Source organism: Microcoleus sp. B3-A4, from assembly GCF_036705385.1.
Classification (GTDB): Bacteria; Cyanobacteriota; Cyanobacteriia; order Cyanobacteriales; family Microcoleaceae; genus Microcoleus.
This window is the reverse complement of the sequence record NZ_JAUBUI010000017.1, coordinates 33,052-46,567: the sequence shown is the minus strand read 5'-3', so window position 1 is coordinate 46,567 and position 13,516 is coordinate 33,052. Positions and strand designations below refer to the sequence as shown.

Here is a 13,516-nt window from a genome sequence, read left to right as displayed (position 1 = left end):
GCAGTCTGCCGCGATGACTCAAATGCCCCCTCAATGCAACAATCTGCAAGAGCACGTTGACTCTTTACTGCAACTGCTGCGTCAGGAATCGTCTTTGCGACAACAAGATATCACGGCGGTACAAGCTTCTCTGAAAAAGGCAATTTCTCCTGAGTTTGAAATTGTGTTTGCTGGCGCTTTCAGTGCGGGAAAATCTATGTTAATTAATGCTTTGCTGGAGCGAGAATTGCTCTACAGTGCAGAGGGACACGCGACAGGTACTGAATGTTATATAGCCTTTGCGGAGCCGGAAAAAGAGCGCGTTGTTCTCACTTTTTTGAGCGAGTTTGAGATTAGCCAGCAAGCTTCTGTGCTTTGCCATCAGTTAGGTTTAGCTACTGAACTTAATATTAATCAAACAGATGTAGTGTCGCTGTTGTCTCAGGGATGTAACATAATTATTGAAACGGAAGGCGGCGAAAATAAATCCGAGGTAGCCAAAAAAGCTAAGGCTTTGATGCTGCTGTTAGAAGGTTTTGAGGCAAATCGCGATCGCATCCAAACTCTCGAAAACGCTACCTACTCGATGGAACAGTTTAATTTTTCCAATCTCAAGGAAGCTGCTAGTTATGCCCGTCGCGGTAGTAACAGTGCTGTACTCAAGCGAGTTGAATATTACTGTTATCATCCTTTGCTACAAGATGGCAATATTATTATCGATACGCCGGGGATTGATGCGCCGGTGCAGCGGGATGCAGAATTGACTTATGATAAGATTGAAAGCCCCGATACTTCGGCGGTAGTCTGCGTTTTGAAAGCAGCTTCGTCTGGGGAAATGACGACGGAAGAAACCGAGTTGATGGAAAAAACACGGGGAAATCCGGGAATTCGCGATCGACTGTTTTACATTTTCAACCGCATTGACGAAACTTGGTACAACACGCAACTGCGACAGCGCTTAGAAAATCTGATTAATTCTGACTTTCGCGATACTGCGAGAGTTTACAAAACTAGCGGATTGTTGGGATTTTACGGGAGTTTGATTCGAGGGACAACAGGGCGCGATCGCTTTGGTTTAAATACAATCTTTGCCACCAATCAAGGACGAGTTTCTGCCAATGATAAATTAGATTCAGAATTGCTCGGTAATAGTGAAGAAACTCCGCAATTTGTTAGTGAATTTAATCGCTACTGTGCGAATTCTGGCAAGCTATCGCCGAGCAAATTTCGCATTTCAGTTAACAGCTACGAAACACCTAATGAAAACTACGTGCGGATTCTTGCAGAGCAAGGACAACCATTAATTGCTCAATTAATTCAAGATAGCGGTATCGAAGATTTTCGCACAGCCATCACCCGTTACCTCACCGAAGAAAAACGCCCGCAACTGTTCAAAAATCTCGCTGACGATTTAGAAGATTTGTGCATTCAACTGCGGAAACATTACCAAACAATCCAGCGGAATTTGGACAGCCAGCCCCGCGAAATTGAAGCGATGAAAGCACAGGAACTTTTGCGGCTAAATCAAGAATTGCAGCAAGTCGGACAGGATTTTCGGGAACATATCGCCGAAGAAGTCAATGAAATGATTATGAACAGATGCGATATTTTCGATATAGACTTTCGGCAATTGCAATCTCGGATGATCCGCCGCTTGGATGAATTGTTAGATGGATTTTCTGTTGAGGCGGCTTACGGACGTACTTTGCGGAATCATCCCCGCAATGCCACAGCACCTTTAATTGCGGTTTTAGTTGAAGCGCTTTATTATTTAGCGAACCAGTTGGAAGACATTTTAGTAGAGGCTACTAAGTCACTGGTTGATAATTATTTCCAGTATTTGAAAGACAGCGTTCGCAAGTCTGAATACTATCGATTACTCTATCGGTTGTTGGGGAACGACGGGGGAATTGAACAGCAGTTAGAGGAGTTATCAAAGCGGGTTTCAGATGCTTTGGTAAATGCGGCGGGCGTTGAGTGCGATCGCTACGTGCGAGAAAGTCCCCGTTTTTACGACGAAGGCACATTTTCAATTTATCAATTCCGGGAAACATTGCAGCAAACTTCTCAAGGTTTCGACTGCGAAAATATGGTGGACGCCCAACCTGCAATTCGGCAATTATTGCGGCTAGATTTTGAGCCAAAAGTATCGAGAACTATTCGGCAAACTTTCCGCCAAACTGTCAACCAAACCCTGAAAGAGCATTTGTTGCCGCTGGCCCAAAAGCAAGCTGATGATATTTTACAGAAATACAGTCAAGCCCGCGATTATTTAGAGCAAACTTTGGCACAGGAAGCGGAGGAAAAGATTGCTGGCAATCTGCGGCGGCAAGCTGAGAATGAGCAGAAGATTCAAGAGTACGATCGGGCGGTTTCTGGGATTAATAGTTGTTTGCAGGCGATGAAGTTGCATGAGCATTTGTTGCCTGTTATTGGGCAAAATGATAGTGTTTCGGTGGATGGTGAATAATTGAAATCCGGGTGAATTATATTCACCTGGTTTCTTTACTCTGTTTATTGTGATATAATAGCCAACAAAGAGCGACTTTAATCCTATGAACATTCGCCAAAAACTTCTAACAATAATCGAGCAACTTTCCGAGGATAAGTTAGCAATACTTCTCAGCCTAGCGCTGTTATTGAAAACAGGGAAATAATCTGTTCAACCGATGCTTGTATCCCAAGCTTATCAAGATTGGCTGAGTGCGGAAAATGACATTTATGACGAACTATTTGCCGACTGAGCCATCAAACATCCGCGTTCATTCGCGTTCATCTGCGGTTCAAACTCATGGCTAAAAAACCTATTAGGTTAGATATCAATATGGAAGATAAATTTGATTTTCACAACTGCGGTAATGAGGATGCTTTATCTTTCGGTAACGCAATGCTTAAAGTAGAAAAACTCAAGGAAACAGTAAATGGAGTTTTGCCTGAATATGGGTTAGGAGAGAAACTCACTCACTTGTTGAGTCAACAAAAACTCTACATTTATGTAGGTTCAAATACTGACCAACAACCTAATGCTTATGAGAACTGGTTTGGTCATGGTATAGATTGTGAAATTCTCAGAGTGGGTGCTCAGGGCTGGAAGAAAGGAAAGATGAAGCTCAAACTCAATGTCACTATAGAGTTTTGCCCCGACGAACCAGACGTTGAAGAAACATCAGAAAACAACGAATCAGAAACTAGCAAACCAGAATCTCCCCTTGACGATTTGCGGCGCCAACTTCTCAATCAAGAAAACTCACCCAGCTAATCCATCAAACATCCGCGTTAATTCGCGTTCATCTGCGGTTAAAAATCATCATGTCTAAAACCCCCAGAATCCCGATTCCCCCAGAAGTCAGAAAATACGTATTTACTCGCAATAAATACCAGTGCCAAAGCTGCGGCCAAACCAAACTAGAAACCCAATTGACGATCGATCATATCATCCCCCTAGCGCGCGGTGGCAGCAACGACATCAGCAACTTGCAAACCCTCTGCGGCACCTGCAACCAAAAGAAAACCGACAAACTAGACCCCCGCTTCCGCCGTCACTTTGACCTTTGATATCTAACAGTATAATAAAATCAGCATTATTCATCTCTCTCTTCTCTTCCTCTGCGTCCTCTGCGCCCTCTGCGGTTAAAAAATCTACCATCGATAATACCGATAAGGATCGTCCCCATTCTCAAAATCCGTCTTGTAATCCCAGTGATAAAACTCCCGACTCGAACCGTTAAACACAGATCCATCCGCCTTAAAACTCGCCCCTAAATTAGCCAAAATCTGAGCATTTGCCCTGGTTTGCCGCCAGCGAGTAAAACGCAAATAAGTCTTAGTATCAGCATTCAAACTGTCCGGTTCAATCTGAGAAAAAATCGCCACACCCTTGCCAACTTTTACCCGACTTAACAAACCGTCAGCACCGATTTCTCCCCCAGACTTAATCAACCAAGTATCATAAAAAGAGCGCGATCGCAAATCTGAGGCACTAACCCCCTTCACCTCATCCCAACTCGGAACCGCCAGCGAGCCCCCAAAATCCTGCGCTTGCTGCAAACCCACGCCCAAACCCGCAACAGGCACTTGACGCGGCAAGAAAAACGCCTTCCCGCCAGCATTCAAATAACCGCGCAAATCTGCATCTTTCAGATTCGCCTGTCTCCCCACAATCACCAAACCAACATCATTAGAAAGCGAACTAACGCGCTGATAAATTACCCCCAAACTGTCCAACTTTTGGGCATCTCCATCTCCCCCTATTAAAACCACTTTATCGGGCTTTCCAAGTACCGGAGAATTCATCCCGTAACTCACAATTTGTTGCACTAACTGCGCCGCCCCAGCATCTACAGAATAATGATCTTCCAAATCCAACTCGTTTAAAATCAGCCGCCCTTTTCCGTAATCCAATTCCATCAGCGGCGAATAAGCTAAATCAAACTCAGATTCCAAAATGGGGCGCCAACCGCTGCGGTGTGGCTTCTCAATAGAAGCGCTACTGACACCGCCGCGATTTCCCCAATGCCAGCCGTACCAAGGTTTATTTACCGGACTCAATTTAGGGCCAGTTTGGATCGTATCTGGATAAGCTTCAACCAGCGTGCTTTCCCCCACCCAATCCCGCAAATCTTCACTGTCTAAACCGCTAATTGCCGGATGGTTGCTGTCAACTGGATAAGCGCGGCGGCTGACGTGGACAGCAACTCGGAAACCCGTATTTTTCAGCCATTCCCTGCGCTGAGGAAACACAATTGCTTTGCCGCCGTTCCGCACAAAATTTTCTACACTTCCCGGCAAATTTTCCCCACTTGAAAACGCTTCCCTACCGATAATTAATAGCGATGAAACTTGCGAACCATTCCACGGTACAAGCTGATGACCTAACTGTTTTAACATGGCCGATGTTTTGCCCGCTGGATCGAAGATTGTCAGCGTATCCTTGCTTGTGGATTGTTTGGGAAAAACGCGGAAAGCAAATGTATCAGAATGCGATCGCTCGCCCACCCGTGCCGTCAAGCGAATTTCGCCGTCAGCCTTGCTAGAAATGGTATTTGGCAAATTTACATCTATTGGAAAAAATAGCGTGCCTGCCGACTCAATCTTCCCTTTTTGCTCGCCTTTTTTTACTTCTTTTCCTCCGACCAAAACCCGCCACTTAAACGAAAATTCTTGTGGCGCCCGCGTATCGTTAATTAACACTACTTGCTTGGCCAGTTTTCCGCCCACAAACAAATTGTGATCTTTCGCAGTAAAAACCGGGTTCGCACCAGCAATCCAAGCCAAAGTTGAGCTATTATTCTTCATAATTGCCTCCCCGCCAGGATGAACAGTGTAAGCTTCTGGCTGGTAATAATTCAAAAGATTATTCGAGACTTGCTTCAAATAAACTCCCCGGCGACCAGGTTGAAATGCCCCAATATCCACCTTATTTTTGCCAGCCTCGGAAACTTCCCAACCATGTCCGTCATTCCAAGGAATCATCCCCCCAGACATTCCAAAAGTCCGCCAACTCCGCCAAGTATTTGTACTGAATAACTGCTGCAACTTTTGAAAAGCTGGTGCAAAATCTAACTCTTTTTTAAAATGCCAGCTTTGATACTCCTGACCCTTGACAAATTGCTCGCGAATTGTAGCTTTATAAGCGGCAGTTTCCAACTCGTAAGCCTGCTTGCCAAAATAAATTGCAGTAAACTCAGTCATCCAAGGTTCGCTGAGAATCGCCTGACCAAAACCTTTGCGGGCCCGCATCATCGTTGCGTGCAGAGGAGTCCCAAACTCGACTGCCATGTAGGGCATTTCTCCGGTTTTACTCCACTCAGAAATCCACTCTTCCCGTTCTTGTAAGGGAATCATATTTAAATAAGTATTCAGCGCATAAACATCACCGAAGTGGGCGCCTTGGTGTACCATCACAGGTCTGGTTGGGTCTGCCGATTTAATCGCAGCTATAGCGTCATTTCCTAGGGGAGTGTTGGCCCGCAAACGCTGGTTTTCCGAGGGACTGAGAGTTCCTTCTACCTTGCTTTTGCCGATGCGACGGGGATTTAGGTCGTCACCGTTGCCGAAAAAATTAGGACTTGTCGCCCACATTAATACTGATGGATGATTGCGGTAGCGATGCATTTCAGTCACCATTCGGGCTTTCCAGCGGCTTTTCCACAGGGGGTTCTTCCACTTGCCGTTCAAAGCGAGACGACTAATGTCTAAAGCGGGAGCCATAATTGGAAAACCTTTGAGGTCTGCTCTTTCCGAAAATAACTCTCGGAAGTGCCACGTACCCCGTTCGTCGTGATTCCAAGGCCACATTTCTGTTATGTTAAAACCTGCTTTTACGTAGCCATCAATTAACCTGTCAGCAACTTCTACTGTCCCGCCTTGCCAAGACTCGGAGTGCAAGTTTGGTCGCAGCCGAAATTCAGTTCCATTTAAGAAAAATTTGCGCCCTTCTATCCAAAATTCGCGGAAGCCAAAAGGTTGGTCGTATTGCGTGTCTATACCGCTGCCTTTTACTTCTAATTGCAGGGTGTAAAGGTTTGGTTGCCCGACATCCCAAAGACGGGGATTTGGCCAATTCCACTGAACTTGTACGGTTTGAATGGGTTTAGCTTGAACCTTGGCATTTGCGGTGAACTTTTGTTGTACTTTGCCTTTTTCGTCGAGCATTTGCGCGATTAATTCAACTTGACCGTTTTGGGCAACCTCTTTGAGTTCTACATCTAATTTAACTTGCTTTTTTCTGGTGGAAGTTTGGACGAATACGTCGCTAATCAGCGGGCCGGGGGGAAGGCTCAGAAGTCGTACCTCGCCGATAATTCCCCGCGATTGCAACTTGGATTTTTCTGTGTAGATTTCTGTGGGGCCCATGATCACGGCTTTTTCCTTTTCGTCGGATACTGCCACCACTAAAATAGATATGGTGTTTTGACCTGGTTTGGCTGCTTTGGTAATTTCAATAGTGCCGTAGGGCCATGGAATTTGACCGCAGTTAATGCCATTGATAAATATGACTGCATCGGTGCTGACTCTGGCTAAGTCGATAAAAATTCGGCGGTTTGTCCAGTCGCCGGGAATGTCTATATTTCTCTGATACCAAGCTTTTGATAGTTGTTTACTGTTGAAGTTTTCCCAATCTTTGCCACTGCCGCGAGTGATGATTCCGGGTACGGATTCGTTGTTTTCTTTTTGCCAGTCTCCAGGTACTTGGATGGAACCCCAATTTGGGGAGACAGGGGGGTTTTGGGGGTTGCCAACTGCGGGAACAAATTGCCAAGTTCCGTTGAGATAGATTTGATCGCGTTTGTTGTCGATCGCCCCGACGGCCAGGGTGGTAAGATTGGGGAAGCCGATCGATATCGCTGAGTTGCTTGCGAAGTTGGGATTTTGCAGCGCGTAACCGATGAACCCAAAGACGGTGGCGGCTGCGAAAAATAACCCGATAATTTTTGCCAGCTTGTGATTCACTCGCTTATTGCTCCCAAAAATTAGATAATCTAATTTGTCCCTGGATCTATGATAGCAGTTGATTCAGCACCAATCCCGCTGCCAATCTGTCTCTGGGAAGATGGCACGCGACCCACAAATGTGGTTTCGTATAGAAAAAATAAATACTTAGTTTTAACTAAGTTTTAACGAGGTTGTTTCATCGAAATAAGCAATAGTGCGATCGCGCCATCGCTACAGGTCAACAAAAATGAGTTGGTTTCAGGTCTTGGCCTCACCCATTACATCTTACAAAATTGCTCTATTTAGTGCCAGCACCGCTTTACTGCTGACAACTCTGTTACTGTTTTCCTTCCAGGCAGCTCCTGCAATCTTACTTTTGGCCGCTGCAATGGTTATCGCTTGGTATGCTGGCTTAAATTCCGCAGAACAAAAAGTAGAAATAGAACGTAATATTATTTCAAAAATAGTTGACACAACGGCTTGCTTGATTGTAGTCCTAGACAGCCAAGGACGGATTGTCCGGTTTAACCAAGCTTGCGAAAAAACTACAGGCTACTCGGCAGCAGAAGTAATCAATAAATATGTTTGGGATTTATTTTTGATTCCCGAAGAAATAGAGCCAGTTAAAACAGTTTTTACCAAGCTTAAGGTCGAAAATTTTTACAGCGAATATCAAAACTATTGGCGCACTAAAAATGGCGAGAAGCGCTTAATTTCTTGGTCTAATACTGTGACCCTAAATGGCGAGGGCGTGGTGGAATATGTCATAGGGACTGGCATTGATATTACTGACCGCAAAGAAGCAGAAATAGCCCTGGCTTTATCCTACACTAAGCTAGAAAGTCGCGTTAAAGAGCGCACAGCAGAACTAACAGTAGCTAAAGAAGCGCTGCAAGCTCAAGAAGAACGATTTCGCTGTTTAAGTTCGTGTTCGCCAGTCGGCATTTTTATGGCCGATTCCCAGGGGCGCTATACCTATGCAAACCCACGCTGTCAGGCTATTTGTGGCTTAAGTTTGACAGAACTTTTAGGAGACGGTTGGGAGAATTGCATTCACCCGGAAGACAGCGATCGCGTATTGAGCCGATGGCTGGATTATACTCGGCAAGGTGGGGAATATGCGATCGAGTACCGCCTGCAAACACCAGAGGGGATTGTGCGCTGGATTAACGTTTGTTCCTCGCCGATGTGCTCCGACTCCGGCGAACTCATCGGATACGTGGGCACGGTGAGAGATGTCACGGAAAGACAACAAGCGCAAGCAGCTTTGGCCAGCAGCGAACAGCAACTGAGAACGCTGCTAGAAAATACGCCAGATGTAATTATCCGCACTGACAAAAATCTGCGTTATATTTATGTCAATCAAGCAGTTGAAAGAAGCCAAGGAAAACCAATTTCCTTCTTCCTGGGTAAAACCAGTCAAGAAATAGGAATGCCGCCGGAACTGTGCCAGAAGTGGGATGAAACACTGCACAAAGTGTTAGAAACAGGTCAAGAAGAAATTGTCGAATTTGAGGCTTGGTCAATCAACGGTCTCCGAAGTTATCAATCCCGCGTAGTTCCAGAATTTGACAAAAATGGCGTACCAGAATCAGCCTTAATTGTCGCCCGCGATATCACAGAAATAAAACTTGCGGAAACTCAAAGATTGCAGTTAACAATCGAGCAAACAGCAAGGGAACAAGCGGAAATAGAACAGCAGCGCTCGGCATTTTTAGCAGAAGTCAGCAAAATGCTGGCTGATGCGTTTGACGGGGAAACGGTGCTGCAAAAGGTAGCAGAATTAGCAATAAATTCGATCGCCGACGGGTGCTGCATTCATTTGGCCGAAACCGACTCAAAAGTGCGCCGAGTGGCTGTGGCTCACGCAGACCCCTCCACGGTTGATACTATTAATAACTTGAGAATTCGCAGTTCGATCGCGGACAATGCAGTTAACGGCTATCCGCTGGTAATCCGCAGCGGAAAATCCGAACTAATTGCCGACGTGGATGAGGAAATTTTAGCAGCAGGAGCCGACAATGCAGCAGAAATGGAAAAATTGCGATCGCTCAATATCGGTTCTCACGCTTGCGTACCGCTGAAGGCTCGCGGGCGGGTAATGGGTTCCATCTCTTGCTTTACCTCGAAGTTTGGCCGCCGCTACAGTGCAGAAGACATGGCAATGCTAGAAGATTTAGCATACCGCGTGGCGATCGCCCTCGACAACGCCAGACTTTACACAGAAGCGCAACAAGCACTATCTCAAACATCGCAATCCTTTGCCTTAATTGACGCGCTGTTAGAAGCATCTCCCCTAGCGATTTGCTTTCTCGATCGCGAAATGCGCTTCATCCGTATCAATCAAGTATTAGCAGAACTTAACGGTTTGCCGATAGAACAGCATCTCGGCCAAGACTTTCGCCAATTGTTGCCCGAACATGCAGCCAAATTTGCGCCGATAATTCAGCAAGTTTTAGAAACCGGCCAGCCTGTTTTAAACTTAGAAATGAGCGGCGAACCTCATGGGAAACCGGGATATTTCGGTTACTGGCTCGCCAACTACTACCCCGTGAAAAATGAAAAGGGAGAAATAATCGGAGTCGGCCTAATTATCACAGATATTACCGCAGAAAAACAAACAGAATTAGCTTTGCGGGAAAGCGAAATGCGCTTCCGCAGCGTGGTAGAATCTAACATGATCGGCATCGGTTTTTGGGATGCCAGCGGCGAAGTTACGGACGCTAACGACGCCTTGCTGGAAATGATCGGATATACAAGGGAAGACTTAGCTTCGGGACAGATCCGCTGGCTCGAACTTACGGCGCCGGAATATCTAGAACTCGATCGCATCGCCTTGGCGCAAGTCGAAGCAGAAGGAAGTTGCGCGCCTTTTGAAAAAGAATATCTCCGCAAAGACGGCACGCGGTTCCCAGTTTTAGTCGGCGGCGGAAACTTCCAAGGATGCACAGACAAAGGAGCATTCTTCGTACTAGATATCACCGATCGCAAACAAGCCCAAAACCAACTTCGAGAAAACGAAATACGCATTCGCCGCCAACTAGCAGAACTCGACTTAGTTTACAAGACTACACCAGTCGGGCTGTGCTTTGTCGATACCAATTTGCGCTACATCCGCCTGAACGAATGCCTCGCTGCGATCAACGGCCGATCGATCGCAGATCACCTCGGGCGCACCGTTAGAGAAGTAATTCCCGAAATGGCCGATATGGTAGAGCGGATTTACCGCCAAGTGCTGGCGACGCAAACCCCCGTGCTCGACTTGGAAGTTAAGGCCGAAACCAAGCAACAGCCGGGAGTTTTGCGGGATTGGCAAATCAGCTTTTACCCCGTGAGCGATGAATCCGGAACGCTGCTGGGAGTCAGCACTGTGGTAGCCGAAATCACCGATCGCAAACAAGCAAAACGAGTAATACAGCAAAGCGAATCCATATTCCGGCGGCTGTTCGAGTCAAATATTTTCGGAGTCGCGATCGGCGATTTTAGCGGCCGCATCGCCTACGCCAACCAATCGCTGCTCAACATGGTCGGCTACACCCGCTCAGACTTGCTCTCCGGTCAAATGCGCTGGGACAGAATGACCCCCCCCGAATACCTGCACCTCGACGCCCTGGCGGCCGGGGAACTGCGGGCTAAGGGAGTCGCAACTCCTTTCAAGAAAGAGTACATCCGCAAAGATGGCAGCCGCGTGCCGCTTCTGATGGGGGGAACCACTCTGTGCCCGGACAAGGGCGAACCAGAGACGATCGTCGCATTCTTCATCGACTTGACCGATATCTCGCGGGTGGAAGCAGAACTCAAAAAGAATCAAGAACGGCTGCAAATCGCTCAGCAAGCAGGCAAAATCGGAACTTTTGAATGGAACGTCCAAACCGGCGAGCTCGCGTGTACGCCGGAGTTCGAGGCTTTGTACGGGCTGCCTGCAGGCGGTATCGACAGCTATGAAAGTTGGGCCCAAATGGTGCATCCAGACGATCGCGCTGTTATTCAAAAGCAGGTAAAGGCTGCGAGGGCGTCCGGGGAGGAATTAAACATTGAGTTCCGCATCTGCCGCCCGGACAAAAGCGTGGGCTGGATTGCTTGCAGGGCTAAGATGTTTCCCGACGATGGGGGTTTGCCTTTGCGGATGATCGGGGTGAACGTCGATATCAGCGATCGCAAACAAGCAGAAGCAGCGCGATCGCACATCCATCAAACTTTAGAAGCCTTGATTCAGGCTTGTCCCCTAGCAATTACCGTTTTGGACTGCGACGACGGGACTGTGAAAATGTGGAACCCAGCCGCCGAGAGGATTTTTGGCTGGCATGAATCAGAAGCGCTAGGTCAATTTATACCCAGCGTTCCCGCAGACAAGCGCGAGGAATTCACGGCTAATTTGAAAAAAATTCGCGAAGGAAACGCGATCGCCGGCATGGAAACCCAGCGCCAAAGGAAAGACGGCACCTCGATCGACATCAGTTTGTGGGCAACTCCAGTCCGCGACAGCAACGGCAACATCAACTGTATGTCGATTATCGCCGACATCAGCGATCGCAAGCAAATCGAGGCCCAACGCGCTCAGTTGTTCGAGCGTGAACAAGTCGCGCGGGCGGAAGCAGAAGCTATCAGCCGCCGGAAAGACGAGTTTCTCGACTCTCTTTCCCACGAATTGCGAACGCCTATAAATGTGATTCAGGGGTGGGCACAGATCCTGCGCGCCCACCCCTACAACCAAGATAAATTAGCTTCGGGTTTGGAAGCCATCGAGCGTCAGTCGAAGGTGCAGATCCAGCTAGTGGAAGATTTGCTCGACGTTTCCCGGATTATTCAAGGCAAGCTGGCCCTGAAACCAGGCTGGTTCTACATGGTAAAGACGATCGAGGCGGCTCATAATTCAGTTCGTTTGGCAGCCGAGGCCAAGTCTGTCACCGTTTCGTTAGAACTTGACCCCGCAGTCGGCTTGATGTGGGGCGACGCCCAGAGGTTGCAGCAGGTAGTGTGGAATTTGCTGATTAACGCCGTGAAGTTTACGCCTTCGGGGGGAAATGTCGAACTGCGCTTGTCTGCGGTGGCTGTTACCGATACCTCATCACCCAATTACGTGCAAATTACTGTCAGCGATACCGGAAAGGGCATTCCTGCTGATTTTCTGCCCTACGTGTTCGATCGCTTCCGACAAGCAGACGCCTCGAAAACTAAGGCTGAGGGCGGTTTGGGACTGGGATTGGCGATCGTCGAGCACTTGGTGCAACTCCACGGGGGTACTGTGACTGCGGAAAGTCCCGGTCCAGACCAGGGTGCGACATTTACGGTGACACTGCCACTCAAACAGCCTCGGAGTAAGCAGCCGCACTTGAGAGGAGAAAGGAAATCCAATCCAAGGCATCCGGGTATTTTGACTGGTTTAAAGGTGTTGGTAGTTGACGACGAACCCGACAACCGCGAGTTTTTGATGGTTGCCCTGGAACAGTGCGGGGCGACTGCGACTGCGGCTGCTTCGGCTGCAGAGGCGATCGACATTTTACACCAGTCGCCGCCGGATATTTTAGTTAGTGATATCGGTATGCCCGTTGAGGACGGCTACTCGCTGATCGGCAAAGTGCGATCGTCCGAATCAGACAAAATCAAGCGCTTGCCGGCCGTGGCGCTGACAGCTTATGCTAGCGAAGAAGACCGCCATCAGGCGATCGCCACTGGTTACAACGAACATTTAACAAAGCCGATCGAACCCGCTCACTTCGCCACCGTTTTAGCCAAGTTAACAAATTTGCATTAGGGCGATCGGGTTCGATGAACACACAAATAATATCATTTCCGTTTGATTCGGATTTGTATGATGTTAAATCTTGTAGGGGCGGGTTCACCAATAATAATTGCCCATAATCTACAATCTCATAAACCCGCCCCCGCTGGCTTTTCATTAACGACATGATTGCCGGTACACACAAATAAATTAGAAAAGTTCTCACTGTTTTTGTAAGTAAAAATGAATCAAATGCCAAACAGCTAGAAACTGAACTGACAGAAGCAAATTTTCGCATCCGCGTCCAATCTTCGCTAGTAGTTGGCTATATTAAACTAGGCGGATTCACAGTTTTTAGGGCGAGCAAATTGCCGGGAAAAG

The 13,516-nt window shown here is 47.4% G+C and carries 5 protein-coding genes; 4 read left to right on the top strand and 1 reads right to left on the bottom strand.

What is annotated here, in order from left to right; genetic code table 11:
* Nucleotides 1–13: 13 nt before the first annotated feature.
* The 3 genes from QUB33_RS10125 to QUB33_RS10115 all read left to right on the top strand — a co-directional run bounded on the left by QUB33_RS10125 (nucleotide 14) and on the right by QUB33_RS10115 (nucleotide 3,534).
* Entirely contained in the window at nucleotides 14–2,449 is a 2,436-nt protein-coding gene (locus QUB33_RS10125) for a dynamin-like GTPase family protein (protein ID WP_333349977.1), read from the top strand.
* A gap of 321 nt (nucleotides 2,450–2,770) precedes the next feature.
* Nucleotides 2,771–3,238, top strand: coding sequence for a KGK domain-containing protein (locus QUB33_RS10120; protein WP_333349975.1), 468 nt, complete (start codon nucleotides 2,771–2,773; stop codon nucleotides 3,236–3,238).
* 50 nt (nucleotides 3,239–3,288) lie between these two features.
* Nucleotides 3,289–3,534 carry an HNH endonuclease gene (locus tag QUB33_RS10115; RefSeq protein ID WP_015179287.1) on the top strand — a complete coding sequence of 82 codons (246 nt, stop codon included), beginning with the start codon at nucleotides 3,289–3,291 and terminating at the stop codon, nucleotides 3,532–3,534.
* 84 nt (nucleotides 3,535–3,618) lie between these two features.
* On the opposite strand, the gene QUB33_RS10110 is transcribed toward QUB33_RS10115, so the two are convergent.
* Nucleotides 3,619–7,431, bottom strand: coding sequence for a sugar-binding domain-containing protein (locus tag QUB33_RS10110; protein WP_333349973.1), 3,813 nt, complete (start codon nucleotides 7,429–7,431; stop codon nucleotides 3,619–3,621).
* Nucleotides 7,432–7,660: 229 nt separating this feature from the next.
* Between QUB33_RS10110 and QUB33_RS10105 the strand changes: the two genes are divergently transcribed.
* The gene (locus tag QUB33_RS10105; protein WP_333349971.1) at nucleotides 7,661–13,168 is read left to right on the top strand and encodes a PAS domain S-box protein; all 5,508 of its coding nucleotides are present in this window, start codon (nucleotides 7,661–7,663) and stop codon (nucleotides 13,166–13,168) included.
* Nucleotides 13,169–13,516 lie beyond the last annotated feature (348 nt).

What these genes read in the sequence shown, in the direction of transcription:
- QUB33_RS10125 (WP_333349977.1), top strand. Translation starts at nt 14, where the DNA reads ATGACTCAAATGCCCCCTCAATGCAACAATCTGCAAGAGCACGTTGAC.
- QUB33_RS10120 (WP_333349975.1), top strand. Translation starts at nt 2,771, where the DNA reads ATGGCTAAAAAACCTATTAGGTTAGATATCAATATGGAAGATAAATTT.
- QUB33_RS10115 (WP_015179287.1), top strand. Translation starts at nt 3,289, where the DNA reads ATGTCTAAAACCCCCAGAATCCCGATTCCCCCAGAAGTCAGAAAATAC.
- QUB33_RS10105 (WP_333349971.1), top strand. Translation starts at nt 7,661, where the DNA reads ATGAGTTGGTTTCAGGTCTTGGCCTCACCCATTACATCTTACAAAATT.